This is a genomic window from Flavobacteriales bacterium (assembly GCA_013001705.1).
GTDB lineage: Bacteria > Bacteroidota > Bacteroidia > Flavobacteriales_D > JABDKJ01 > JABDLZ01.
Genome location: JABDLZ010000274.1, coordinates 1 through 26,845, shown reverse-complemented (window position 1 = coordinate 26,845; position 26,845 = coordinate 1). Strand labels below are relative to the sequence as shown.

Sequence of the window (26,845 nt, the reverse complement as noted above, 5' to 3'; positions counted from 1 at the left end):
CAGTGGTCTACTCGGCCATGGATGCGGAAGGGAATATGGTACAATGCTCATTCTCTGTGACGGTGTTCGACAACATCGACCCTACGATCACCTGCCCGCTTGATATAGTGGCTTCAGCTGATCCAGGAGTGTGTACTTACACCGCAGATGTATCTCCAGTAGTGGATGATAATTGTGCTGTGGATCGTGTAGAGTATGATATGACCGGAGCTTCCGCAGGAAGCGGTGTCATCTACACTGCCGATCTTCCAGATACCCTGGGTGGTTTTGCATTCGCGGTAGGAACGACCTACGTCACCTACACCGTCTATGATGAGCAAGGCAATTCTGTGGATTGTATGTATTCGGTCGTCATCACCGATGATGAGGATCCGATCATAGACTGCCCAGATGACTACCTCGTAGGTACTTCAGGGACGATCTATGCCAACGGTCTGACAGGAGCTACACTGCCTCTCGATCAACTGGTCTACACCGGTTCGGATTGTGAGACTACAGTGGATAGCTTGATCATCACGACTACGGATAACTGCTGTGTATCCAGTGTTCAGTATCGCATACTGAATGCCGCGGATAGCAGTATCTACAGGAATTGGGAGGCTTTCGCCAATCTACCTACTCCTCCAGACGGTGATCAGATCCTGGATCTGAGCAGCCAGATCTTCGAGAAAGGTGAGTGGATCGTAGAGCTTCGCTCTTGGGATTGCCATATGAATGAAGGCCTATGTGACTTTGTTGTCACTGTCTTCGATGACGAGGCTCCGGCCTTCGATTACTGCCCGGATGACATCGTTATGGATAATCTCCCCGGAGAGTGCTTTAACAATGCCGGATGGCATGAGCCCGAGCTGGAAGATATCTTGGACAACTGCCTACCAGAATGTCCGGTATCTCTAGAAGGACCTTATGTCTCTTTCGACAGCGATGCTGATCTAGCTAACATCGATCCTACCATTACTGTATTCGGTGACGGCAACGTATTTGCTGCCTTCCCAGTGGGAGTTCGCTACATCAAGTACAAGGCTACTGATGACGCAGGAAACACTGTCTTCTGCATCTTCTCAGTGACCATCAACGATGTAGAGAAGCCGACTATCGAGTGCCCAGAGAACTCTACACTGACCTTCGACTTCGATTGTGATACCCTCACGCTTGGGGATTACAGAGGTCTGGCCATTGTGGATGACAACTGTGGAATCGATGTAGGTGCAACTACCCAGAGCCCAGCTCCAGGTACCTTGATCAGTGACATCGCGGGAATCACACCGAATACCGGTGAGAGTTTCGTAGTGACCATCACTACCTACGATCACAGTGGTAATTCGGAGTCTTGTGACTTCACCATCACTATCGAGGATAACGTAGGACCTACGATTGCATGTCCTGCAAATCAGATCGTCATGACCGGTCCGGATGATACGGATTGTATGGTACCTCTCGCTGATTACAGAGATGAGGCTACGGCCCAGGTCGCTTGTGGAACGGAAGAACCTACAGTGACTCAGGACCCTGCCCCTGGCACCATGATAGCAGGTCCGATCAACATCATCGAGCTGATAGCTACTGATTCTCAAGGAAACAGTACGTCATGTCTCTTCAATGTAGGTGTCGTGGATAACACACCTCCTACAGGATTCTGCTACGCTGATCCCGATACGGTGACTGCAGCTATAGGAGAATGTGAAGCAGATGTACTGCTCAGAGCTCCTTCGGTCTCTGATAACTGCGATGCCGATCTGAGCCTGAAAGGGGTCAGAAGCGATGGCGAAGCAGATATCATTGCTTCTTCTGGAGCCTTCTTCAACGCCACATTCTCAGTCTATGTGACTACTATCACATGGATCGCTACAGACGATGCGGGTAATTCTGCTGAGATCTGTCAGAACACCGTGGTGGTCGATGAGGCCATGAACGAGGCCAACGAGCCGAATGCCGGTTGTACGGATAAGACCTTCGGTCTGAAGAACAGCGGTACGGTCACGCTTTGTGCGGATGATATCGGTTCTGGTACGGATAATTGCGAGAATGGTGAACTCACCCTACTCCTTCATGTAGAAGGTAGTGGAGAAGAGCCTAGCGAGTGTATCACATTCGATTGTGATGACATAGGCACCTTCGAGATCTGCTTGATCGTGATCGACCAGTCCGGTAATGAGGATCGCTGCTACAGCTACCTCACTATCCAGGATAAGCGCGATCCGCACATCAAGTGCCCAGCTGATATCACGATTGCATGTCACACGGACAATGATGGTGACCCCGATCCTGGAGTGGATGTTCCATTCCCAGCGATCTCACCGTTCAGTCAAGTGGACTTCGATGCATGGAACCCAGCTACCGATGCAGGTGCTGATGCCGTTCTCGGTATCACAGGTGCACCGTTGGCCATGGACAACTGTGGTGGAACTGTCACTTACTCTGATGAGTCCACACAAGGAGATGATCCAACACAATGTGATTTCTATACATATATGATCACACGTACATGGAGAGTTGAGGATAACGAGGGTGCAGTGGATTCTTGTGATCAAGTGATCACAGTCAAGGATACCATCGCTCCGTACTTCACCACCGCTCCTAACATGCTGGATCGCTTCATCAACTGTGATGATCCGAATGCAGGATTGTACCTAGGCTATGCCTTGGATCTGGAGCCAGAAGCTGAAGACCTCTGCTATGTGGAGTTGGAGTTGATCTCCGATGATACACTCACCTTTGAAGGATGTACTTCATGGTTGGGTCAGCCGAATGTATTCGAGCAGCGTGTGAGAGTATGGCAAGCGACCGATGCCTGTGGTAACTCTGTTACTTACGAGCAACGTATCAGCTTCCAAGACTTTACGGCTCCGGCCATCGTATGTCCGAATGACGGTGCGACCATAGATGTCACAACTGATGCCGATCTCTGCTCCACATTCGTGCCTCTGCTAGCTTCTGCTACAGATTGCCAAGAAGTAGAGTTCTGGTATAATGTGAAGAATGTCAATACAGGTGCTGTTGCTGGACCATTTGCTGGGAACGATGCTTCCCAGACCTTTGGACCAGGTAACTACTGTATCGAGTTCTACGCTGAGGATCCATGTGGTAACCAGTCGAGCTGTCAGACCTTTGTCAATGTGACGGATGATCAGGCACCTACCATCAACTGTGACTTTACAAATGATGTGACGGTCGGTAGTTCTTCCTCTGAAGACGCATGTGAAGGCGTTGCTGTGATAACAGCGCCATTGATCGATGACAATTGTGCTGCTGAACTCCGAATATTCGGAGAGGGAGCAGCTGATATATTCGATCAGGCGTTCCCATTCGCAGGATTCACCTTCGGTCAACCGCTGCCTGTTGGAGTGACGACTTTATACTGGTATGCAATCGATGAGGAAGGTAATTCTTCAGACACCTGTGTGCAGGTGATCACTGTGATCGATGATATCGCTCCGGTAGAGATCGGACCGAACTTCTGTCCTGAAGATGTGACCCTCTATACCTCTATGGATGGATTTGCGAACTACAACTGTTCGGCTCCATACAACTGGAAGACACCTGATCTTGCAGACGACTGTGGGGTTGTGTCCTACCAGTGTGTGATCACTCAAGGTGAGAACACCCTACTCGGACCTGAGGAGACTACGAATAGTTCATCACTGACCTTCCAATTCCCTGTGGGTACATCTACGGTGGCCTACTTGGCGACAGATGCCGCAGGTAATTCCTGGACGTGCTCATTCGATGTAACGGTGATAGATGATGAGGACCCAGTGGTCGTATGTCAGGATCTATTCCTGTTCCTCGGCCCTGATGGTACTGCATCTATCGCTGCTACCGAAGCCGATCCAAATCCATTGACTATCAATGGCGGATCCTATGACAACTGTGAGGCCTTCTTCTATGTGAGTCAGTCTCAGTTCAGCTGTGCTGATCTAGGTGAGAATCTGGTCATCTTGACGGTCTTCGATGCTGCGGGTCATACCGTGAGCTGTGAAGCCACTGTCACAGTGATCGATCCTCTACCTCCTACGATCGAGTGTGCAGCAGATACGACTGTGACCACAACTGGCGATGGAGTGCCTGGAGACTGCCACTATGAGGCAGGAACCGAGTTCGATCCTGAGATTGCGGATAACACCGCTCTAGGTGATAACGCGAGGACGATCGATGGATCAGGTCCATGGGCCGGATTCATGAATGTCTTCGAGACACCGGAGAACGGTGGAGCTCCCGCATTCGCAACAGGATGGGGTGTAGCTGATATCGTTGCACTTATCGATGCAGGAACGAACACTGTCGAACTGAAGCCGAACCGTATCGGTGATCTGGACCCATACTGGTTCAACCCCGATGGATCTGGTAACAAGATCATGGAAGGTTCAGCATTCATCCCGGCCAATGAGTTGCTTGGTCAGACATTCACCTTCAGTGGTGAGGTCACCAGCAATGATCTGGATGAGGACTACATAGCCTATGCATTCATCCGAGTGTTCACTGCTGACTTCAGTGTGCTCCTAGAAGAGAACACCGCTGCACTCGTTGCCGGTGAGACCTTTACAGTGGCCTACTTGAATTCTCAGCCTACTGCGGGTCAGATCCAATACGGATTCACTATCCGCGGAAGAGCTGCCAACCCAAGGACTGCTGACGGAACTTCTCCGTTCTACGATCCTGTAGATGGAGCATTCTGGGATGCGGCCTATGAGGCACTCGGTTCTGTGGTCATCGGCTCTGTAGAGGCATGTGACTTGACACTGACCAATGACTATAACGGTGAAGCAAGCCTAGATGGCGAGTCCTTCTCAGCTACTGGCTCACCATATAGCATCACATGGACAGTGGAAGATGTAGCTGGTAACTCGGCCACGTGCACGAATACCATCACAGTACTGGATGATGAATTGCCATCATTCTCTTACTGCCCAGATGATATCTCGCTGCCTGCATTGACCAACAACTGTCTCGCACTTGCGTCTTGGACTGAACCGACACTCGGTGATGTCGATGACAATTGTGGAGTAGCAAGCTTGGCCGGTCCGTTCTCCAGCGATCCGACTGTACAGATCCTCGGACAATCGAATGGCAATGCCTTCGGTAACTTCCCGATCGGTACGACTACGGTGAGCTATGTAGTGACTGACCTGTCAGGTAATACCAGTACCTGTGAATTCACAGTGACCGTTACGGATACGCAAGCTCCTCTCGTATTGTTCTTCCAGGACTACTATGAGTATGACTTCGATCCGAATGTGTGTGGAGCTACGGTGGATGTGTTACCTCCGGTATGCTACGATCAGTGTGGTGACTTGAGCTATCTCTGTCTCAATACGGGAACTTCTTCTGGACTGGATGACTATCCAGCCGGTGAAGAGACCGCTGTGACCTGGATCGTGACGGATGAAGCCGGTAATTCTTCTGTGATGACTGCTACAGTCAAAGTGGGAAGAATCGGACCAGCATCCAACTTGCAAGCAATCTGCCGTCCTGATAAAGGATTCATGAAGCTCAAGTTCGATCCTGCACCTGGTGCTCAGCGCTACTTGATCCAAGTGAGAGAGCAAGGTGGTACTGAATTCCTATGGGTGGAGAGGAACTACAATTCCAACATCCATGTGGCATACCTCCCAATGGATACGCTACCTCCGGGTAACTATCAGTGGAGAGTCGTTTCTCTCTGTAAGTTGGACGATTCGCCCAACCTACCAGGATGGACGGAGTACACCAAGCGTTACACCAGCTGGAGAAATATCTCTATGCCATGTGGAACAGCCATAGTAGAAGGTGGAGAAGATGCAGCAGCTAACAAGCTTCTGTCTGAAGAGATCTACTCCGTAGACATCTTCCCGAACCCGAACACTGGAGAATTCAGTATCCGCACAGACATGGAGATCTTCAATCTCGAAGTCATGGATGCTGAAGGTAAGTTGGTGCACAGACAGGATAGAGTGACCGATCAGTTCATGACCCTCGACCTCGAGGAATTGAACAACGGTATCTATCTAGTGCGATTGATCAGTGATGATGCTGTCGTAACTAAGCGAGTGACTATCCAACGATAATCCTATAATCAAACAAACCCAGGGGCTGTCCATTGCGGACAGCCCCTTTTTTTATGGCATATTGAGTACTAGAACTGCTTGATAGTCAGGGGATAGCTTGGTCACAGGGATAATTTCATCGATAAATACTGGCGATTCATCGACAAATGACATAATTTAGACCTGTTCTGGAAGAAATTCCGGAATACTAGACCACTAAACCAACTAAGTATGACTGACCAACCAGCGTTTGCAAAACAGCTCGATACCCTCCGTCTTAAACTCAGTGAATATCATGTAGGGGATGTAGACTGGACAGAAGAAGACCGGTTCTTCATCCAGCGATTGGAGGATCTCCCTTTTGACTTTCAGATCGTTCAATGCCTCGCCAGTAATGAATTCCAAGAAGTGAATGGATTGGAAGAGTCCTTTGGCCATGACAGTGGAACTTTCGATCTGGATTCCTTCTATTGGAATGTTCATCCAGAGGATCTGGCCGAAGTCATTTCTACAGACATCCAACTCATCACCTGGCTCAATAGGGCCCGGAATGGATCTATCAAGCGCACATTGCTTACAGCCCAATTCAGGTTTGCCGATCGCTCAGGTACGTATCATATCATCAATCGGAATTCATTCATCATCAAACAGGATGATGCAGGAAGAGCGGCATGTGTATTCCACTTCTTCGTGGATGTCACCGATACAGAGCAATTCGGAAGGGTCCGCTATCGATTCCAACATCCCGGTCAACGAAAGCGTAGGTCGCGAACCAAGACCCAGATAGGTGTTATCCTGACCAAGCGGGAAGAAGAGGTGCTACGCTTGATCGTCAAAGGATACTCGAGCGAGGAGATCAGCAAGCGATTGTATATCTCCAAAGAGACGGTCTATCGTCATCGGAAGAACATGATCAAGAAGACCAATGTCAAAAGCACGAAAAACCTGGCCATGAAGGCTATTTCTGAGAATTGGGTCTGATTCTTTCCCATTCTTTTCGCGTAATCTTCCAAATATCCAAGTCCATTCCTTTATCCTGAGTGCGTTTGAAAATGCGCATTCCATTTCTCTCTGCGACACGCTGTGAGGATAGATTATGCGGATGGATCGTAGAGCATAGTTCATCGACATCTGTCTTGAGAAAGGCTTCATCGCGTATGGCCTGGGCCATCTCCGTAGCATATCCGTTCCCTTGTTTCGAACTGAGTAGACTATATCCTACTTCGATCAGATCGATTCCATTGATACACTTCTTGATCAATCCCGCATTCCCTACCACGTCCCCCGATACTTTGTCAAGGAATAGCACAGCCCCATGCCCTTCTTCATATCTGCCTCGCTGTCTTAGACTCCAGGACTTGCTAAGTTCTTCAGGGCCGAGGTCCGGTTCTAATCCGAGATAAGCTAGGTTCTCTGGAATAAAAAATGCAGTCCAATCCTTCCAGTTGACATCGTCATGATATGCGATGCGCAGACGCGAGGTCTCAAAGTCCGGTGCAAGTAGAAAGTGCTCCATAATGTGATGAGCAGGCTAATTTAATGATGAGTTCCCCGATCCATGCAGCGATGGATGTAGCTTTGTGTCCTCGATAAAATACCCTTGTTTATGCGCATCGCGTGGATAGTCCACATCCTCTTATGCTTACCTCTGGCTTTTTTGGCTCAGAACCACACCATCTCGGGCTATGTGGTCGATGAATTGTCCGGGGAGACCTTGATCGGTGCCAATGTCTTCGTAGAACAAGGGCTGAAGGGTACAACGACCAATACCTATGGATTCTTCTCCATCACCCTGCCTCAAGGTGAATACGATCTGGTGGTCTCGTATCTAGGTTTTCGGGATTTCAGAGAGAATCTGGTACTCGATCAGAACATCTCGCTCAATATCGAGATGAAGAACAATGCCATCACGACCAAAGAAGTTGTGATCGAAGCAGAACGGAAAAGGAACATTGAGAGCAGCCAGATGAGTGTGGCCAAATTAGAGGTGAAACAGGCAAAGGAACTGCCGGCCGTATTCGGGGAGGTAGATGTACTCAAGACCATCCAACTGCTTCCGGGAGTATCGGCCATAGGGGAGGGGAATGCCGGTATCTATGTACGGGGAGGGGGACCGGATCAGAACCTGATCCTTCTGGATGAGGCCGTGGTGTACAATGCTTCCCACCTCTTCGGATTCTTCAGTGTATTCAATTCTGACGCCATCAAGAACATAGAACTCATCAAAGGCGGTATGCCGGCCAATTATGGAGGAAGACTGGCCTCGGTCCTGGATATCACCATGAATGAGGGGAACTCCAAGCAGTTCTCAGGGAGTGGTGGAATCGGTCTGATCAGTTCACGTTTGACCTTGGAAGGTCCGATCAAGAAGGACACCGCCTCCTTTATCATCTCCGGACGTAGGACCTATATCGATGTGCTTACCAAACCCTTCCTTCAGAACAGTGATTTCAGTGGAACCGGGTATTTCTTCTACGACCTCAATGCCAAGGTCAATTGGAAGATATCAGAAACGGATCGGGTCTACCTCTCCGGATATTTCGGAAGGGATAATTTCAATTTCACTCAGCCAGATGCTGATCTGGACTTCGGGATACCCTGGGGGAATGCGACCACCTCATTGAGATGGAACAAAGTGGTCAATGAGCGTCTCTTCACCAACACGACCGCGACCTATACCCGTTATACCTTCTCATTCGATGGTCGTCAGGATGATTTCTCGTTCAAACTCTCCTCAGGTATCCGAGATTACACGATCAAGAGTGACTGGAGTTACTACCCCTCGCCTCGCCACCGTATCCGATTCGGTATTGGTTATGTGAATCATCGCTACACCCCGAGTTTTGCTGAAGTCGATCTGGGAGGTACCGAACTCAACACCGGTGAGAAGGAACAGATCTACGCCTCAGAGTCAGCAGCCTATATCCTGGATGATTTCGATGTCACCGATAGACTGACTGTCAATGTGGGACTACGTGTTCCATATTTCGAACAGCATGGTCCTTTCAAGCGATATGTCAAGGAAGGCGATGAGACCGTGGATATCATCGAGTATGACCGAGGAGCCCCCATCGTAGATTATTTCGGTCTTGAACCTCGATTCAGTCTTCGTTACGCGCTGAATGATGTCTCCTCCATCAAGGCGGCTTTCACACGCAATCTGCAGTTCATCCACTTGGCCAGTTTCTCTCCACTCGGATTACCCACAGACCTGTGGATACCGAGTTCTGAGATTGTAGAGCCACAGATCGGCTATCAGTACAATGCAGGCTATTTCAGGAATTTCCTAGATGATACCTATGAGGCCAGTATCGAGGTCTATTATAAAGACCTATTCAATCAGATCGAGTACAAAGAAGGAGAGATGCCCCAGGATGGTGCGCTTAACAATGTGGACAATCAGCTCACCTTCGGTACCGGACAATCGTACGGACTAGAGCTGTTCTTGAAAAAACGGGTCGGACGTACCAATGGCTGGTTGGGATATACACTCAGCCACACCACCCGGCAATTCGAACAAATTCTGGACGGAGAAGAATTCCCTGCGCGATTCGATCGGAGGCATGATGTCTCACTGGCCGTCACGCACAAGCTCAACGATAAATGGACACTGGGCGGGACCTTCGTCTACGGCACCGGTAGCGCCATCACTTTGCCAGAGGCCTGGTACTTCACTCCCAGTTCACAACGGGTAGAGTTCGAGTATGGACCAAGGAATAGCAGTAGAATGCGGGATTTCCATCGATTCGATTTCTCGGCCACCTACAATCGACCCATGGAGAAGATCAAGATCGACCCCATCAGCGGTGAGGAGATGGTGAAAAAGCGGAAGTGGGAGACCTCGTGGAATTTCGGAGTCTATAATGTCTATAACCGGGCCAACCCATTCTTCTACTACATAGAGACCTTTGCCGAACCCGGAAATGAGCAATTCAAATTCAATGTGAAGCAGGTGAGTCTGTTCTCGGTACTGCCCTCTATCACATGGAACTTCAAATTCTGAGATCATGATGAAGTACCTACATAGCATTCTATCGGTCCTTGTGATCTCCCTTTTCATGGTCTCCTGTGAACGTGATGTGGACATCGATTTCCCTGATGTGGAATCTCAAGTGGTGGTGGACGGAGCTATCTTCCTGGGAGAACCTCCCTTGCTCTTCCTGACACGCACCCAGAGTTTCAATGCCCCACTGGACCCCTCTTCACTCAGTGGACTCTTTGTAAATGATGCGACAGTGACTATCAGCAACGGAACGGATACCGTCCCACTGACCGAGATATGTGCAGAAGACCTGAGCCCCGATGAGCTGGAAATAGCGGCCGAGCTGCTAGGCATCGCCCCCGAGGACCTGGCCCAGATCTCCTATTGTATCTATACCGACCTGAGCGGTGAGATGCTAGGAGAATTGGAGACCGATTACCTATTGGAGATCGAGACTATCGATGGCCAGCAATTGGATGCTCAGACACGCATCGGTACGCCTATTCCTCTGGACAGTCTGTGGTTCCAATTCTGGGCGGATAGTGATAGTCTGGGTTTCATACACGGTTGGCTCAACGACCCTCCCGGAGAGCGCAATGCCTATCGCTGGAGAGCTCAGCGCATCAATAGCTATCCCAATGGTGAACAGAAGGATTTCGGGATGATCGCTCCATTGGGATCCACTTTCGAAGACCGGTTCTTCGATGGGCTGAGTTTCGAGATCTTCTACAATAGAGGGAATGTCCCCAATAGCGCGGCCGAGGACGATAACAATGAAGAAGATGGCTTCTTCAAACTCAACGATACAGTTGTAGTAGAATTCTCCTCAGTACCCTTGGAGGTCTATGACTACTACACTATCTCTGATGATCAATTGGTGAACAATGGGTCTCCCTTTGCGGTGCCTACCAACCTCCCAAGCAATGTCAATGGAGGTCTGGGTCTATGGGCGGGCTATGCGCCCGTATACGATACGGTGATCTGTGTCCCTTAAGAGCGTCTTTTCGCCTTCTTGCGCTGCGGTCTGCGGCCACCCCTACCTGAACTGAATCGGGCCTTTGGATTCCAGTCGGGAGTCTCTCCGATGCTTGCTGGAGTAGGTTGCTTGCGTATCTCCATCTCTATCAACTCCTCGATCTTCTGGAATTTCCGTTGTTCTTCCTGATTGACCAAGGTGATAGCAATGCCCGTGGTCGATGCCCGGGCCGTGCGACCTACGCGATGTACATAGTCTTCGGCATCATTGGGAACTTCATAGTTGATGACCAGCTCGATCTCTTTGATATCGATACCTCGCGCCATGATATCTGTGGCCACTAAGATGTTGAGGCGTTTGGCACGGAACTTCCGTAGGACTTCTTCCCGCTGTTCCTGGTCCAGATCGGAACTTATAGGAGCAGCATTCAGTCCGATCTTCTTCAGTCGTCTGGCGAGACTGCTCACCGTAGTCTTACGTGAGGCAAATACGATGACACTCTTCAGCTCTTTCCCTTTCAGGAGATGCCCGATGAGGTCCTCTTTGTTCTTGTCATAGCAGAGATAGACCACCTGCATCACACCCTCTGCCGGTTTACTGATGGCGATGCTGACCTCTTCCGGGTCATTCAAGAGCTCTTTGGCCAACTGCCGGATCTTAGGCGGGAATGTGGCGGAGAAGAGAAGATTCTGACGCTTCTCGGGCAGATAAGAGATGATCTGATTGATATCCTCGGCAAATCCCATATCCAGCATACGATCGGCTTCGTCCAGAATCAGGAAATCCATGCCTTCTACAGCTGCATAGCCCATACTCATGTGGGATTTCATTCGTCCCGGAGTGGCTATGATGAAATCGGCTCCTTCTTTGAGCGCTTTCTTCTCCCGGTCGAAATCACTTCCATCCCCACCGCCATATACGGCTAGAGAGGTACAACTCGTGAAATAAGAGAAGCCCTGTAACTCGTTGTCGATTTGTATGGCGAGCTCTCGCGTAGGTACGATGACCAATGCACGTATCCCCGCTTTGGACGGCTTGGTCATGATATGATGCAGCACCGGGATGAGAAATGCAGCGGTCTTACCAGTACCTGTCTGGGCGCAAGCAATGATGTCCCGACCTTCCATGATCACTGGAATGGTCTGTTCCTGCACAGGGGTCGCAGTTTCAAAACCCATGCTGTCCAAACTCTCGAGGATGCTCTCGTGCAGTGCTAATTCATTAAATCTCACGCGGGGATAATTAAGCGACAAATGTAAGCTATCGACCGGTACAGAATCGCAATCGAGTATCTTTGCACCCGCATTCAGTAGAACGATATGTTATTCCTCATCTCACCTGCTAAAAAACTCGTCTGTGAAGGCCTCGATGACCGATTTGGTCACACGAATCCAGAGCATATCCAAGAGGCAGAATACCTGGTGCAGAAACTGAAGAAGAAGACCCCGATCGGCCTTCAACGCATGATGGGGATCAGCAAGGATCTGGCCTTATTGAATCACGACAGATTCCAACACTGGCAAGCCGAGCCACAGGCAGAAGAGTCCATGCAGGCCGTACTCATGTTCCAAGGCGATGTATATCAGGGTCTACAGGCCAAAGAATGGAGCAAGAAGGACATGCAATATGCCCAGTCCCATCTGCGCATCCTCTCCGGACTCTATGGTATCTTGAGGCCTTTGGATCGGATCATGCCTTATCGCTTGGAGATGGGATCCGATTTCAAGGTGACGGCTGCAAAAAAGAATCTATACAGCTTCTGGGGAGACACCCTTTTGAATGAGATCAAGGAAGAACTCGAGTCTGCCGAGAATCCCATGGTGGTCAATCTTGCTTCCAATGAGTATGCAAAGGCAGTCCGATTGAACAAGGCAGGTATCCGTGTCATCACACCGGAATTCAAAGAGGCGCACAAAGGCACCTACAAGATGATGTCGTTCTTTGCGAAGAAGGCCAGGGGCATGATGGCACGATTTGCGGTCGAGCATCGTTTGGATGACGTAGAGCATCTTAAGGCATTCGACTCAGAAGGATACTATTTCAATAAAGAACTCACACAAGGAGACCGATGGGTCTTCACTAGAGATAAGCGATAATATGATGAATAAACAATTAATGACGATCGGAGTGATAGGCCTCTGCGCAGTGCTTGTAGCAGGAACCTGTAGCTCTTCCAACGGTAATACCGAAAATCAAATCAAAGAAATGACAGATTCGAAAGACTCGCTGAGTTATGCGCTAGGAGTGCTTATGGGAAGTAATCTTCAAGGCCAGGACATGGACTTGGACAAATCCACCTTCTCAACAGCTTTCTTCGCTGCTATGAATGGAGAAGAACTCCTGATGGATGAAATGACCGCCAATGGTATCTTCCAGCAATTCCAGATGGAACAAGCCGGCCAAAAATCAAAGGCCAATAAAGTAGAAGGAGAGAAGTTCCTTGCAGAGAATGCCAAGCGCCCAGAGGTCAGTGTGACGGATAGTGGTCTGCAGTATGAGGTACTTGAAGAAGGTTCTGGAGAGTCACCGCTGGCCACCGATCAGGTGACTGTACACTACACCGGAAAGCTCCTCAATGGAGAAGTATTCGATAGTTCGGTGGAGCGTGGTCAACCGGCCACATTCGGTCTCAACCAAGTGATCAGAGGCTGGACCGAAGGAGTACAGCTTATGAAAGAAGGAGCGAAGTACAGATTCTACATTCCTTCTGAACTTGCCTACGGAGACCGTGGTGCAGGTGCCCAGATCGGACCAGGAGCAACCCTCATCTTCGATGTGGAGTTGATCGAGATCAAAAAGTGATCGATCAGGGATGAGTACCGCGTACTATGCATGTGGTAAATTGCTCATCACCGGAGAATATCTAGTGTTAAGAGGGGCCAGGGGACTGGCCCTTCCTACGTCTAAGGGACAGCATTTGACGGTCCATTCCCATTCTGATCAAGAAGCTTTCCTCGAATGGAGGTCAGTGGACGAGTCGGGTAAGATATGGTTCGAAGCAAGATTCGATCCGGCTCTGAATATCCTTGGAAGCACGGATCGAATAATAGCCGATCGTCTGGGCCGGATCCTACATTCTGCCAGAGACTTGAATCCCGCTTTTCTATCACATACCGAAGGAGTCCATGTACAGACCGATCTGGAGTTCGATAGGTCATGGGGCCTAGGGAGCAGCAGCAGCTTGATCGCTTCTATAGCCCAATGGGCCGAGGTGGATTCCTACGACCTGCTTCAGAGCGGCTTCGGTGGGAGTGGATATGATGTGATGGTGGCTCTGGCCAGAACTCCCATCCTGTACCAACTAGAAGAAAGCAGACCCAAGGTCGATAAGGTGGTTTTCGATCCACCCTTCCATGAATCGTTGTGGTTCGTTCATACAGGTAAGAAAGAAGATAGCCGACAGGCCATTCAGGAATTCTCTGATATCTCGGTCAGCCAGCGGGATATCGAGCATATCAGCACCTTGAGTTCAGAATTGGTGGATACAACGGATCTCGATTCTTTTATTCGGATCCTTCGGGAGCACGATCTTCTTCTGAGCAGGATCCTAGCCAGACCTACGGCCATGGAAGAACATAGCACCTATTCAGGTGGATACGTCAAGTATCTGGGAGCCTGGGGTGGGGACTTCATGTTGGTGACTGGAGCTGAGAATGATCTGGATCATTTTCGGTCCATCGGAATGGATACCATCGTTCCCTTTAAAGAAATGATACGCTTATGAGTACATATACCTGGACCAGCCCATCAAACATCGCTCTAGTGAAATACTGGGGGAAACACGGGGTGCAATTACCGGCCAATCCATCCATCAGTTTCACTTTGGACAAATGCCTGAGCCAGACTTCCCTGCAACTTGTCGATAGGGAAGAAGAGCGGGTACGGTTCACCTTCGAGGGAGAAGAGCGGTCGGGATTCGTTCCTAAGATCGAGACCTTTTTAGATAGGATCGGTCATCTGGCGCCTTTTCTGCAGGATCATACGCTCATCATCGATTCTGAGAACACTTTTCCGCATAGCAGTGGGATCGCTTCATCTGCCTCGGCTATGAGTGCTTTGTCCATGTGTATCGCATCAGCCTGGGCTGATAGGGAGGGGCAGGATGAACCCGATCTGAAATTGGCTTCTGAAATGGCCAGATTAGGCTCTGGGAGTGCTTGTCGATCGGTCTATGGAGGATTTACCCTCTGGGGGGATACAGAGCATTTGGAGCGGAGTTCGGATAGCTATGCAGTGCCCCTGGAGCAGATACATCCTGATTTTCTCACCCTTCAAGATACGATCCTTCTTATCGATGAGGGAGAGAAACAGGTCTCCAGTACCTTGGGCCATGACCTGATGAATGGTCATCCCTATGCACGAGCTCGTTTCGATCAAGCACACACCCATATCGGAGACATGCTCGGGCTGCTAAAAGACGGGGATTTCATGGCCTTGGCCGAGATGATTGAACGCGAGGCACTTTCCCTCCATGCCATGATGATGAGCTCTGACCCTCATTTCATGCTCTTCAAGCCGGGCAGCGTATCGGTGATACAACGGGTCATGGAAATGAGGTCCCAAGGACTCGAGTTGACCTTCACTCTGGATGCAGGTGCCAATGTGCACTTGATCTATCCGGAGTCTGGTGCTCAAAAGATCATGGATATCGTGCGTGAGGAGTTCATAGGATACTGTCAGAATGGGGCGTATATTTGTGATAATGTGGGCTCGGGACCTCAACGAGTCGGCTGAGAGATGCTCAAAGAAGCGCTATATACAGGTAAGATACTCCTCTTCGGGGAGTACGGGATCATCGAGGACAGTATGGGACTCTCCATACCGTACCATCCGTATCAAGGTTCTTTCAAGTACCCCCGTTCAGAATCCGATCAGACCAAGTATTCCAATCAGGAATTGAGAAAGTTCTTGACCTTTTTGCGTTCGGATGAGAATGGAGTGGACAGTGAGTTCGACCTGGAGAGATTGGAGCAGGATCTAGATCAAGGTATGTTCTTCGATAGCAGTATCCCTGAAGGTTTCGGGGTAGGAAGTTCTGGAGCCATTGTAGCGGCCATCTATGACAATTATGCGATCGCCCCTATTCCTAGTACACCCGGTACTACAGGTCAAGACCTAAAGAAGCTCAAATCCATACTCGGTCAGATGGAAGCCTATTTCCATGGACGGAGTTCAGGGCTCGACCCTCTGATCTGCTATCTCAAACTCCCTATCCTTATTCGATCCAAGAATGAGATGGATACGGTGTGCCTACCTAAAGAAGGTACGAGCAAAGGAGGCATATTTCTGCTGGATACTGGAATGACCGGTAAGACGCAGCCTCTGGTAAACCATTTCATGGAACGCTGCAAGGAAGAAGGTTTCAGGAACATGCTCAAGAAGGAATTCAAGAAGTATAATGACGCTTGCATAGAATCCTTCCTTCAAAAAGACGTTAAGCCTTTGATGAGTAATGTCAAAGAGCTTTCTAAAGTCCTATTGGCCCATTTCAAGCCCATGATACCCGATGTGTTCCATAAGTTGTGGAAACAAGGCATTGATACCAACGCATATTATCTGAAACTATGCGGAAGCGGTGGAGGTGGATTCATCTTGGGTTTCACCGAGGACTATGATCGTGCAGCAAGCATTCTCAAGGACTATCAGCTGAATCGTATCTACTCCTTCTGAAGGATATGTCAGCTAGATTCTTCAATCGAAGACTCCGCTATGTCCTCTACAAATTCTGGGCTCTCCTAGGATTGGTACGATGGTACAACATCCTTTTAATGACAGTGGCCTTGTATCTCAGCGCCATCTATTTCTTCAACCCTGAAGAATCCATACGGGCCACCTTGCTCGACTATAGACTCCATCTGTCCATTATTGCACTGATCCTATTCATCGCATCGGGATTCATCATCAATGCCTTTTATGATGTAGAGAAGGACATGATCAATCGTCCTCGTGCTACCTTTTTCGATCGGCATATATCACGCACCTTCAGCTTCAATTGCTACTTTCTCTTCAATGCAATAGCAGCAATTCTCAGTCTTTTCGTAGACTGGCAGGTGCTAGTGATCAATAGTCTTTTTGCAATCGTCCTCTGGCTGTATTCCCACAAACTCAGGAAAGTGAAATATCTGGGTGAGATAGGTGCCGCCATGCTTACCGTGGCTCCCTTTTTCAGCTTGGCGACCTACTATCAAGAGGTGACGCTCAAGATGTTCGAATTCATCGCTCTGATATTCGTGTATATCATCGGACGTGAGATCGTCAAAAAGCTCATTGGTATACGAGGTGATATCATTATCGGTGAACAAAGCTTACCTATTGTCATGGGAGAGAAACGAGCTTCTGGATTCATCGTCTTCCTCGCCTTGGTCTCTTTGGCCCAGATCGCCTTCTTCATTCGATTCCTTTTGCATGGATATATCGATTATGTATTCTATTCCATGGCGGTCATTCTTGGATTGATCATCTATCAAGAAGGAGTCAGGAAGGATCATACTACGGTCAATCGACTATACAAGGTACTGATCATCCTGTGTATCTTGAGTATCCCATTTATCTGAGAAAAATGAGAGTTTCTGTAGAATTAAGCATGTATCCACTGGTAGAGCAATACAAATCCCCGATCATTGAATTTGTGGAATCGCTCCGTCAACGAGAAGGTATCGAGATAGAGACCAATGGGATGAGCTCACATCTATATGGCGAGTATGATGACATCATGTCCGTATTGAACGGGGAGATGAAAAAGGTCTTCGAGAACGGCCCGAAGGTCGTAATGGTCATGAAAGTGGTCAATGATGACCTCTCTGGTCCTGTGAAGTTCTGACTATTCGAATTCAGTTCTTCTTAGAGGGCCATTATTCTCTACGCTCAACAGGAAAGGAGTGGCAGTGGTACTAGACCATGAGAGAGCTTTGACTGGATAAGGAAGAAATCCCAGGTAATGCTCATCCACTTCGAATCGAGTTTCTCCTCTGTTGAAGAGGACCATTCCCACTTGTCCATCGTACCGGGTGGTCTCGTTCTCCACATCATAGATTCCACCGGCAATGATCAGATCATCCAAACCGTCCGAATCGATATCAGCCAGTTCTATGTCCAATATAGGTCCTAATTGTGCCTGCCAGGGTAGCAGTACTTTTTCGAACTCGCCATTTCCCTTATTGATGAACATACAGGAAGCGAATTCATCCAAGCTACTGTGATGTGCCTTGCTTAAATTGGGATAGCCGTAGATCGTATTCAGATCGGCCTGACTGAATGAAGTATAGGATGGAAATTTCATTCCCAATTCCGGAATCTGATCCATACTGCAATCGCGACCACGTACTGGAATTGTGCGTCCAGAGGTCGATTTAGCCAGAACGATATCATGAGAACCGTCCTTGTTCAGATCACCAACATATAGTTCCAAAGGCTTCTCCGAGGAAGGGTGGAATTTGTTGTTCTGACCGAGATTCCCTGCCACGATGTCGAGGTCACCATCACGGTCAATATCCACGGTCTCTAAGGCATACCACCAGCCAGTGGAAGGGTATATGGGACGAGGTGCTTGAAGACTCCCTTGCTCATTGATAGAGAGTAGTATAGGCATCCATTCTCCGGTGATCAGTAGATCGTCCCATCCGTCTCCATTGACATCCACAAAGCGTACATCCGTGACCATTCCGAGATCAGCGAAAAGCGTCTCGGTGTTAGCATCCACATTCAAAGTCCCAGATTCATTCTTTAGAAGCAATGAATGTGCATTGATGCCGTATCGACCGGCCACCTGCCTACCTCCTAAAAACACATCCACATCCCCATCCTGATCGTAATCGCTGCTCGTTATCGAATTGCTGTTCAGATATCCGAGGGGTGAAGAGGTTTTGGAGAATTCTCCTTGTCCATTGTTGAGATAAAAGCGAATCGGGTAGTCTTCTATACTCGAGTCTTCTTCGTTCCCGCCACACGTGACCATCAAGTCCAAATCTCCGTCTGCGTCCACATCCAAGAAATGCCCCGCTCCATCTTCGTACTCCACTTCATTCTTCCAAAGACCTTCATTGATTTGAGTCAAGTTCCCGTTTTGGGAAAGTAGAAATGTTCCGGCTGCTTGTCCTTTAGAAGCTCCAATGAAGAGGTCATCTACGCCATCTCCATTCAGATCCCCTGTTGCCAAACACGGACCGAGTCCACTCATCTTTTGAGGTATAAGCACCTCTCGTTGATAGTCATCATATGGATTTTCCTTGTGTGTGTGTATGGAGGCCATATCATACACAGAGAAATTCTTGATGACAAGAGTAGGAGGGTCTTCTTCCGATCCAGATGCCTTGCTCAGAGTGATACGACCCGGGCTGAAAGGACCGGAATATGAAGTCTGAGTACCATCGGGCCAGGTCACAGCGATTTTACCATTTGTAGAACGCAAAGCAACAGTCAATCCGTTGCCCACACTGGACTGGAACCCCCTGGTCGGTTGTTTGGTGAGTATTTGTAGACCGACTGAATCCTGATAGGTCAAACGGGCCCCGATAGCAAAAGGATTGAGTCCTTCGCCTCGTAGGTCGATAGTCACTCCCTTAGCTTGACTATGATTCTCATAGACCGTAGCAGGACGGTCCATATGATTGACCACAATATCCAGGTCACCATCATTGTCTAGGTCGGCATAGGCTGCACCGTGACTGGTCACAGCTTCATTAAGACCCCAACTATCTCGCGCCTCTTCGAATTGCATAGCGCCTCTGTTTCTGTAGGCGATATTGGCCACTCTCTGCGAGGGCCAATTCTGCATGACTTCCTGGAATCCCATCGGTTGTCCAGATCGGAACCGGTTCTCTATCAATAGTTTATAATCCCGATCATTGACATCTTTCTTGATCCCATTGGTCACATAGATGTCCTTCAGGCCATCCAGATCCAGATCGGCCATCAGGGCCGACCAGCTCCAATCGGTATTTGCCATACCTGCATACTGAGAGATCTCACTGTACCTCCCATTGCCGATATTCCAGTGGAGCATATTGTGCATATACTGGTGATGATAGCCGATCTCGGTCATCTTCCAGAAGGCATCTCTCTGCATGGCGGCCATATTCTGCTTGCTGCGCTCATGTGATTTAGGAGCCATGTCCAAGACCATCAGTTCATACAGACCATCATTATCCAGATCGGCAGCATCCGAGCCCATACTGTAGAATGACGTGTGTGAGAAATGTGTATTCAGATCATCTCGGAAGGTGCCATCTTTTTGGTTGATGTAGAGAATGTCACCTTCTCTGAAATCATTGCATACATAGATATCCGGCCAGCCATCTTGGTCGAAGTCATCAATGCACGCGCTCAAGCCCCAGCACTGATTGAGTATACCCGATGCTTCAGTGACATCCGTGAATTGTCCTCCCTCATTCCGATAAAGACGATCGCTCAAAGCAGGGTCGAAAGAAGCGTCCTGACTCCAGTGTACAACTTGGTCAGTCTTCACTTTGGTGAGGTGATTGAGTACATAGCAATCCAAGTCTCCATCCTGGTCGTAATCGAAGAAATAAGCTTGAGTGCTGAATCCGGCATCAGCCAATCCGAATTGTGCCCCTTGTTCCTTAAAGGTTCCTTTTCCATCGTTGATATAGAGCAGATTGCGTCTGAGGCTTTCATCAGAAAGAGATGCACTACGACAGATATATAGATCCAGATCCCCATCTGCATCTATGTCGATCATATTCACCCCAGTGCACCAGCTTGTGCCATCGATCAAGCCACTGGACTCGGTCACGTCTACGAACTTGAGATCACCTTGATTGAGATAGAGACTATTAGGTACTTGATTACCGCTGAACAGGATGTCCTCCAGACCATCGCCATTGACATCTCCAATCGCTACACCTCCACCGTTATAAGTATAGATATACCTGAGGTAGTTGAATTCTTTGGTCTCTCGGAGGTCGTTGGAGAATCGAATTCCTGATTCTTCAACGCTCAGTGCTTTGAAGAGGGAAGAAGAAGGTTCGGGCTCTACCGACCCCTGTTTTTTCTTTGATGGGGTGCAGGAGATCAGATAGATTATCAATACAGGAAAGAGGAGTCTCATATGATGTTGGAGCCGCAATAATGCAGTTAAATGTAGGAATTAATGTTACCTTCGTTGTCCCAATATCGCGGGGTGGAGCAGTTGGTAGCTCATCGGGCTCATAACCCGAGGGTCGCAGGTTCGAGTCCTGCCCCCGCTACAAGCGAAAAAAGGTCGGTTCTAAAGAATCGACCTTTTTATTTTTCACTTAATTGCTGCTATGACACATCGATCGGGTTTTGTGAATATCATCGGAAGTCCCAATGTGGGCAAGTCCACCTTGATGAATGAATTGGTCGGAGAGAAACTCTCTATCATCACCAGCAAGGCTCAAACTACCAGACATCGGGTCTTCGGTATCGTCAACCGACCCGAGTACCAGATCGTGTTCTCCGATACACCGGGTCTGGTCAATGCGGCCTACAAGCTGCATGAACACATGATGAGTTATGTAAAGACAGCGCTGAAGGATGCTGATATCCTGATCTTCATGACCGATGGTAAGGAACAGAAGACCAATCATGAACCCACTTTGGAGACCATCCGCAAGATGGATCACATACCAGTGCTTCTATTGATCAACAAGATCGATCTACATCAACAGGATCATGTGATGGAGCGCATAGCATACTGGCAAGAACAAGTTCCGCATGCTGAAGTTATCCCGGTAAGTGCACTGCACAAGTTCAATATCGAGAGTGTGTACGAACGTATCATCGAGCTATTGCCTGAAGGGCCTCCTTACTTCGACAAGGACCAGTTGACAGATAGACCATTGAGATTCTTTGTTTCGGAGATCATACGGGAGAAGATCTTCCAGCACTATGAAAAAGAAATTCCCTACAGTACTGAGGTATTGGTTGAAAGCTATAAAGAGGAGGAAGGACTGGTCAGGATACGGGCCCTGATCATGGTCGAACGGGATAGTCAGAAGAATATCATCATCGGGAAAGGGGGTTCCATGCTCAAACGTGTGGGCACAGAAGCGAGAAAGGACATCGAGGCCTTCATCGGGCAGAAAGTATATCTGGAGACCTTTGTCAAGGTGGACAAAGGCTGGCGTAGCAAAGAGAATAGACTCAAATACTACGGATATACCGAATAGGTCAAATGACCTCTATCAAACGTGATATGATGTGGGTTGAAACGAAAAACATCATCAATAGGATGAAATCACCCCATTGGTCTAGAATCCTTGTCTTCTCCATACTCTCTCATTCTCTCTCTTCACTCAGACATAGGGTTATACGCAGCAGCTGGAAGAAGGTTTCATCAGTGGGACCAAAGATCGAATTCGAAGTTCCGGATATCCTCCTCTATGGATTCTCCCTCGAGTAGGGCATCTATACCCTGTGCGTAAGATGAGATCGGCCTATCATAGACATTGGACGACTTGACGACATAGCTATCGAAGAAGCGTTTGGCAAAGATGTCATCGTAGTTCAGCTGTCTATTGTCATTATGCCGGATGAATACGGGAGCATCAGCCAACACATCTCTACAAGACCCATAGTCCACCCAGAATAGAGTAGTGAACCCTCTGCTAGAACCATCTTCAGCAAACTGCTCTACAAGAGGGGCTATGCCCAGGATTCGAACGACCATTTGCGATCGATTCCGGTCGAAGATCCATTCTTCCTTGATGCGGTAGCGGGTGACCATCTCTGACCGGATACTATCCTCTACAATGACCAATTCGTGACCATTTCCATCCAGACGGGGTGTGTACACACTATCCAGAGAATGGGTGATGGCCTTCACCTCGCTAGGACTCAGGGCATATTCCATCTCGTCATTCTGTCCAAGAGGTCCTGTACCATAGGCTGTAAGCACTCCATTATGGATGGCTTCAGTGAGTACATCATAGAGACTGGAATACCCTTGAGAAGAATGCACCGGATAATAGAGCGGCTGATTGATCTTCTGTTTGAGGTCGAGTTCTCTCCAGACCCTTTGGCTCCACATCACATCGGCCTCGCGTATGTGATGGGCGGGCAGATACTCTTGGGCGGGAAGATGGAATGAACTCACTATACATAAGCAAGCGAGTGAGATGATCGAACACTTCATAGTCTATCAGTTCAGGTGTGATAGGAGGGAAGTGGCGGAGGTAGAAGTCTAACGAGGTCATGATTGACTTCGTATGATGGAGAAAAGAAAAAGCCACATCAGATGATGTGGCTTTGATAAGATTGAATATTCTTTATGAATCAATACGACCAAAGGTCGTGCTCCATTTCGAAGATCTCGTTCTTGATGCGTTCTGATTCCAAGAGGTGATCGATACCGGTGGTATACTCAGCGATGTTCCTGTCATAGACATTACTCTCCTTGACCACATAGCTATTGAACTGACGCTTCCAGAAGAAGTCCTCATACGAACGTCTTTCCGCATCATTGTGGCGGTTGAAGATGTCCCAATTGGCCAATACATATCGGCACTCAGGGAAATACAACCAGAACATATCTGTGTATCCACGTACCTCACCGTCTTCACCCTTGTTCTCGATCATGGGTGCAATTCCGATGATACGCACATAGCGCTCTGATCGCTGCTTATCGAAGTACCAGTCTTCTTTGATCTTGTATTTCTTGATATCAGAAGATTGCACATCGATCTGCTGGATGACTTCTACAAGTTCGCCCGTATCGAGATCCTGGGTATATGTGGTGTCGATGGTCGACATCATATCCTTGATCTCAGAAGTAAGCAACGGAACCTTGAATTCATCATCATCACCTAGCGCACCTGTGCTGTAAGCCGTGATCGATCCATCGACCAGCAAAGCATGCTTGATCACATCAAATAGGTTCTTCCGGTCATTGATCTCCTCAGTAGGATAGTAGAGAGGTAGATTGATCTTTTCTCTAAGGTCTATGACCTGCCAGATCCTTTTCGACCACATGACATCAGCTTCTCGGATGCTCGGGTAAGGCACTACCTTTTTGGTACGGGTATGCTCCTTGATATAGGCACCGTCCAGTACGGTCTGGGCTTTCACATCCGTATCGGTTGCAAGCAGTCCAGCTATGGCGAGAAGAAATAAGAACCTTTTCATCGTTGTGTGTATTACAGTGTTTACCTGACCACTTTGAAAGCCAAGGAACCGAGCGAACGTACGGTCCCATCAGGACCTTTAGCACGGATACCTTCTATAAATACCTTCTGGCCATTCTTAGCTCTGCTCAACATCTCTTTCATCTCGGGCGTGACCCTATTGCTAGAGGAGGCCTTAGTGATGAACTGCCCGCCAACGGACATGGAGATATTGAATTTTGTCACGGAGAATCGCAGATCGAAGTCGAAATCCTTCATCACTGCCGCCACACCTTGTGACGCTGTGAGTTCATTGTATTTGATGGTCGCATCGCTGGTCCCTTTACCACCGAACATGGCCACGGGGTCAGGTACAGACTTCACTCGGAATTTAGCTGGTCCGAGGCTCTTTTTAGAACCATCAGGAAGGGTACAAGTCACATTGATATCCGCAGATGTACCACTTGATACACGCACCACATATCCATCACTACCCTTGGATATGGATCCATTGCTGATACTCGGCACTACGTCCTTGTCAGCGAATCCAGGAACCCCAACGGTGACCGGATTGTCCACTCCCTTATAGAATACATTCATCTTGGTAGGTGAGACCACAAGTGTAGGGGCTACTACGTTATAGTCCAGTTTGAATGGTTCTACCACCGGTTGTCCTCCTACCGGGGTGAAGATGATCACACCTTCTCTCTGCTGTTGACCTAGGCCTCCAGCTGGCAGTTTGACTTTCCCTTTGGTACCTTCCATTTCAAGGATATCGTACTCCCCGTCCAATTCCAATCGAGTAGAATCAAATCGCACTCCGGGCTTACCAAGACGGATCTCAGGTACATTCTGTGCATCATAGGCCGCTAAGAAGACATCTGCCTCATAATTGGCCCCAGTAGTAACATTGGTAGCTTGCGGAATGACAGCACTTGTGAGGTCGGTGAACTTGTAAGATGATTTCTCAACGTCTGCAAACATGTTTCCAATAGCATCATTCTCCGCATTCCTGATATCTGCTTGAAGCTTGGATAGGAGGGCCGTGGTAGCTGCTATCGGCACGTGATAGAAGTTGAGCACTTCCCAAGTCACCTCCTGACCTTGAGAATCTCTCTTCTTACCGTAGTCGAAGATCTCATTGATCGATTGGATCAGTTTTGGGTTGTCCTTGATATTCGTAGTCACCAGATCTCTATAATTCTCCAAGCGCTTCTTGAGCTCAAGGGCAGTATAGTTGTAGGTGTCTCCGTCAGAATCGCTGTATTCCGTACGCGGGGATGCAGGTTCAGAACCTATCATGATCTCCGTATTGACATCGTAGTTGTCTTTGGAGTTGATGAAACCCGTTCCGAGCACAGTATCCATCTTTGGGTCATAGACCTGTTCCATCTCCAGACCATCGGTCTTAGCGATGGTCTTGGCTTTGATCAGATTGATATGGGTAATCAATTCACTTGCTGAATCATGAATAGTCGCAGCCTTCTCATACGGTTCACCGTATTTCTCAGGATTCTCTTGAGCTAGTGAGGCAAAATTGCTCAATTGCTGACTCAATTTTCCCTCGAAGGCCCTTCGAGCAGTAACCTGTCCTTCATCAACTATGATAAAGGAGTCCAGTATTTCTTTAGATACGTTCAAGGCCAGCAGAGCGGTCAACACGAGGTACATCATGTTGATCATCTGCTGTCTTGGTGAGAGATTTCCTCCAGCCATGGTCTTTCTACTTTAGTGATTTAATGGTCGATCTGGAGGGCAGATCAATTTGATCCTGCATTCACGTTCATGGCAGACAGCATGTTGCCATAGACGGTGTTAAGTGCAGAAAGATTTCTTGATAGTTCTGCAATATTCTCTTTATAGCGTTCAGTGTCATTGACAGAGGCATTCAAGTTCTCCATCAGTGATTGCACTCCACTGAAAGCTTCATCAGCAGCCGTCAGTTTGGTACGTGCAGACTCCAGTTGGAGTTCATACATCTGATTCAAGTTGGAAAGGTTCGAATTCATTCGAGCCAATTCACTACCTGCATTGACACCTGATTCACCTGATTCACTGATTCCCATGATGGTCTCAGCAGCTTTGGAATAAGTATCGGTCAATTCACTCATCTTGGCAGAAGCCGTGCTGACACGATTCACGTATTCATTGGTCGCTACGCTGGCATCTGTGATGTCGGAGAGTTGATTCGCTTGAGTAGAGAGTTTACGCATCCCGTCCCCAAGACTGGCGATCAATTCAGGCTCGATCTTGGCCTCTTCCATCATCTTGTCAAGCTCTTCAGTCATTGAACCTCCTTTCAGCGCAGGACTATGTTCATTCTGTTCACCTGTAGCTAGTTCAGGATATACCAATGTCCAATCTACTTCTTCATGTATAGGCTCGAATGCCGAGAAGAAGAATATCACTGCTTCGGTACCTAGACCGAGTATGAGCATAAGATTGGCCCCTGGCCAGTGTTGGATTTTGAACAATGCTCCGATGATCACTACTGAAGCTCCTATACCGTAGAGCTTCGCCATGAACTTTTTCCACGCTTTACTTCCTGGTTTCATGTTATTCCTCGCTTTTATTTATTGGTTTCTATGCTTGTTTCTATTGTGTTACATCAATTCCAAGTCTCAGGATCCCCCGTTTTCCCTCGACCGAGATAGGTCATCACAGAACGGAATCCGATATAGGATTTGGCCGTATCTTGATATTCATACGTTCTTGTTCCGGTCTGGATATAGTAACCGATATCCTTCCATGAACCACCTCTGATGACTTTCCTTTTCAATGC

General features: G+C 48.4%; 20 protein-coding genes and 1 tRNA gene. 13 read left to right on the top strand and 8 right to left on the bottom strand.

Annotation, left to right across the window (positions count from 1 at the left end):
* Together HKN79_11015 and HKN79_11010 are read left to right on the top strand one after the other, a co-directional pair.
* Positions 1-6,044: HYR domain-containing protein (locus tag HKN79_11015; GenBank protein ID NNC84096.1), on the top strand; the 6,044-nt coding region annotated here is incomplete at its 5' end.
* Positions 6,045-6,254: 210 nt separating this feature from the next.
* The gene (locus tag HKN79_11010) at positions 6,255-7,004 is read left to right on the top strand and encodes a helix-turn-helix transcriptional regulator (protein NNC84095.1); all 750 of its coding nucleotides are present in this window, start codon (positions 6,255-6,257) and stop codon (positions 7,002-7,004) included.
* Here HKN79_11010 and HKN79_11005 read toward each other — a convergent pair.
* Positions 6,982-7,539, bottom strand: coding sequence for a GNAT family N-acetyltransferase (locus HKN79_11005; protein ID NNC84094.1), 558 nt, complete (start codon positions 7,537-7,539; stop codon positions 6,982-6,984). The two genes, HKN79_11010 and HKN79_11005, sit on opposite strands and share 23 nt — an antisense overlap.
* Before the next feature lie 90 nt (positions 7,540-7,629).
* On the opposite strand from HKN79_11005, the gene HKN79_11000 reads away from it, so the two are divergent.
* Together HKN79_11000 and HKN79_10995 are read left to right on the top strand one after the other, a co-directional pair.
* Entirely contained in the window at positions 7,630-10,026 is a 2,397-nt protein-coding gene (locus tag HKN79_11000; protein NNC84093.1) for a TonB-dependent receptor, read from the top strand.
* A 4-nt stretch (positions 10,027-10,030) separates the two neighbouring features.
* Positions 10,031-10,999 (top strand): DUF4249 domain-containing protein, encoded by a 969-nt coding sequence (locus tag HKN79_10995; GenBank protein NNC84092.1) that lies wholly within the window; start codon positions 10,031-10,033, stop codon positions 10,997-10,999.
* On the opposite strand, the gene HKN79_10990 is transcribed toward HKN79_10995, so the two are convergent.
* Entirely contained in the window at positions 10,996-12,159 is a 1,164-nt protein-coding gene (locus HKN79_10990) for a DEAD/DEAH box helicase (GenBank protein ID NNC84091.1), read from the bottom strand. The genes HKN79_10995 and HKN79_10990 overlap by 4 nt on opposite strands.
* Before the next feature lie 141 nt (positions 12,160-12,300).
* Here HKN79_10990 and yaaA point away from each other — a divergent pair, with 141 nt between their 5' ends.
* The 7 genes from yaaA to HKN79_10955 are packed head-to-tail and all read left to right on the top strand — an operon-like array spanning position 12,301 to position 17,801.
* Positions 12,301-13,077, top strand: coding sequence for a peroxide stress protein YaaA (gene yaaA / locus HKN79_10985; GenBank protein ID NNC84090.1), 777 nt, complete (start codon positions 12,301-12,303; stop codon positions 13,075-13,077).
* Between the two features lie 4 nt (positions 13,078-13,081).
* Entirely contained in the window at positions 13,082-13,783 is a 702-nt protein-coding gene (locus tag HKN79_10980) for an FKBP-type peptidyl-prolyl cis-trans isomerase (GenBank protein ID NNC84089.1), read from the top strand.
* A 10-nt stretch (positions 13,784-13,793) separates the two neighbouring features.
* On the top strand, positions 13,794-14,705 hold the full coding sequence (locus HKN79_10975) for a GHMP kinase (protein NNC84088.1): 912 nt from the start codon (positions 13,794-13,796) through the stop codon (positions 14,703-14,705).
* Positions 14,702-15,715, top strand: coding sequence for a diphosphomevalonate decarboxylase (gene mvaD, locus HKN79_10970; protein ID NNC84087.1), 1,014 nt, complete (start codon positions 14,702-14,704; stop codon positions 15,713-15,715). The genes HKN79_10975 and mvaD overlap by 4 nt, the downstream gene beginning before the upstream one ends.
* Positions 15,716-15,718: 3 nt before the next feature.
* The gene (locus HKN79_10965; protein ID NNC84086.1) at positions 15,719-16,651 is read left to right on the top strand and encodes a mevalonate kinase; all 933 of its coding nucleotides are present in this window, start codon (positions 15,719-15,721) and stop codon (positions 16,649-16,651) included.
* Positions 16,652-16,656: 5 nt separating this feature from the next.
* The gene (locus tag HKN79_10960) at positions 16,657-17,535 is read left to right on the top strand and encodes a UbiA family prenyltransferase (GenBank protein ID NNC84085.1); all 879 of its coding nucleotides are present in this window, start codon (positions 16,657-16,659) and stop codon (positions 17,533-17,535) included.
* Between the two features lie 5 nt (positions 17,536-17,540).
* Complete coding sequence (locus tag HKN79_10955; GenBank protein NNC84084.1) at positions 17,541-17,801, top strand: hypothetical protein; 261 nt, start codon at positions 17,541-17,543, stop codon at positions 17,799-17,801.
* Here HKN79_10955 and HKN79_10950 read toward each other — a convergent pair whose 3' ends face one another.
* A complete protein-coding gene (locus HKN79_10950; GenBank protein ID NNC84083.1) occupies positions 17,802-21,047 on the bottom strand; it encodes a VCBS repeat-containing protein in 3,246 nt (1,081 codons plus the stop codon).
* A gap of 66 nt (positions 21,048-21,113) precedes the next feature.
* Between HKN79_10950 and HKN79_10945 the strand changes: the two genes are divergently transcribed.
* Positions 21,114-21,186: transfer RNA gene (locus HKN79_10945), tRNA-Met, on the top strand.
* A gap of 60 nt (positions 21,187-21,246) precedes the next feature.
* On the top strand, positions 21,247-22,131 hold the full coding sequence (gene era, locus HKN79_10940) for a GTPase Era (GenBank protein ID NNC84082.1): 885 nt from the start codon (positions 21,247-21,249) through the stop codon (positions 22,129-22,131).
* Positions 22,132-22,298: 167 nt separating this feature from the next.
* Here the strand turns inward: era and gldN (HKN79_10935) are convergent, their stop codons facing one another.
* The 5 genes from gldN (HKN79_10935) to HKN79_10915 all read right to left on the bottom strand — a co-directional run.
* Positions 22,299-23,096 carry a gliding motility protein GldN gene (gene gldN, locus HKN79_10935; protein NNC84081.1) on the bottom strand — a complete coding sequence of 266 codons (798 nt, stop codon included), beginning with the start codon at positions 23,094-23,096 and terminating at the stop codon, positions 22,299-22,301.
* A 140-nt stretch (positions 23,097-23,236) separates the two neighbouring features.
* The gene (gene gldN / locus HKN79_10930) at positions 23,237-24,085 is read right to left on the bottom strand and encodes a gliding motility protein GldN (GenBank protein NNC84080.1); all 849 of its coding nucleotides are present in this window, start codon (positions 24,083-24,085) and stop codon (positions 23,237-23,239) included.
* A 20-nt stretch (positions 24,086-24,105) separates the two neighbouring features.
* Positions 24,106-25,779, bottom strand: a complete 1,674-nt coding sequence (locus HKN79_10925) for a hypothetical protein (protein NNC84079.1) — start codon at positions 25,777-25,779, stop codon at positions 24,106-24,108.
* 44 nt (positions 25,780-25,823) lie between these two features.
* A complete protein-coding gene (gene gldL, locus HKN79_10920; GenBank protein NNC84078.1) occupies positions 25,824-26,618 on the bottom strand; it encodes a gliding motility protein GldL in 795 nt (264 codons plus the stop codon).
* 53 nt (positions 26,619-26,671) lie between these two features.
* The coding region (locus HKN79_10915) for a hypothetical protein (protein NNC84077.1) at positions 26,672-26,845 on the bottom strand (174 nt) is incomplete at its 5' end.

Excerpts from the sequence above, each read along its gene's own strand:
- mvaD (NNC84087.1), top strand. The coding sequence starts at position 14,702 with ATGAGTACATATACCTGGACCAGCCCATCAAACATCGCTCTAGTGAAA.
- HKN79_10990 (NNC84091.1), bottom strand. The coding sequence starts at position 12,159 with ATGGGTTTTGAAACTGCGACCCCTGTGCAGGAACAGACCATTCCAGTG.
- yaaA (NNC84090.1), top strand. The coding sequence starts at position 12,301 with ATGTTATTCCTCATCTCACCTGCTAAAAAACTCGTCTGTGAAGGCCTC.
- HKN79_10950 (NNC84083.1), bottom strand. The coding sequence starts at position 21,047 with ATGAGACTCCTCTTTCCTGTATTGATAATCTATCTGATCTCCTGCACC.
- gldN (NNC84081.1), bottom strand. The coding sequence starts at position 23,096 with ATGAAGTGTTCGATCATCTCACTCGCTTGCTTATGTATAGTGAGTTCA.
- HKN79_11005 (NNC84094.1), bottom strand. The coding sequence starts at position 7,539 with ATGGAGCACTTTCTACTTGCACCGGACTTTGAGACCTCGCGTCTGCGC.
- HKN79_10975 (NNC84088.1), top strand. The coding sequence starts at position 13,794 with ATGAGTACCGCGTACTATGCATGTGGTAAATTGCTCATCACCGGAGAA.
- HKN79_10925 (NNC84079.1), bottom strand. The coding sequence starts at position 25,779 with ATGGCTGGAGGAAATCTCTCACCAAGACAGCAGATGATCAACATGATG.
- HKN79_10980 (NNC84089.1), top strand. The coding sequence starts at position 13,082 with ATGAATAAACAATTAATGACGATCGGAGTGATAGGCCTCTGCGCAGTG.
- HKN79_11010 (NNC84095.1), top strand. The coding sequence starts at position 6,255 with ATGACTGACCAACCAGCGTTTGCAAAACAGCTCGATACCCTCCGTCTT.
- gldN (NNC84080.1), bottom strand. The coding sequence starts at position 24,085 with ATGAAAAGGTTCTTATTTCTTCTCGCCATAGCTGGACTGCTTGCAACC.
- HKN79_10995 (NNC84092.1), top strand. The coding sequence starts at position 10,031 with ATGATGAAGTACCTACATAGCATTCTATCGGTCCTTGTGATCTCCCTT.
- HKN79_10955 (NNC84084.1), top strand. The coding sequence starts at position 17,541 with ATGAGAGTTTCTGTAGAATTAAGCATGTATCCACTGGTAGAGCAATAC.
- HKN79_11000 (NNC84093.1), top strand. The coding sequence starts at position 7,630 with ATGCGCATCGCGTGGATAGTCCACATCCTCTTATGCTTACCTCTGGCT.
- HKN79_10960 (NNC84085.1), top strand. The coding sequence starts at position 16,657 with ATGTCAGCTAGATTCTTCAATCGAAGACTCCGCTATGTCCTCTACAAA.
- gldL (NNC84078.1), bottom strand. The coding sequence starts at position 26,618 with ATGAAACCAGGAAGTAAAGCGTGGAAAAAGTTCATGGCGAAGCTCTAC.
- era (NNC84082.1), top strand. The coding sequence starts at position 21,247 with ATGACACATCGATCGGGTTTTGTGAATATCATCGGAAGTCCCAATGTG.
- HKN79_10965 (NNC84086.1), top strand. The coding sequence starts at position 15,719 with ATGCTCAAAGAAGCGCTATATACAGGTAAGATACTCCTCTTCGGGGAG.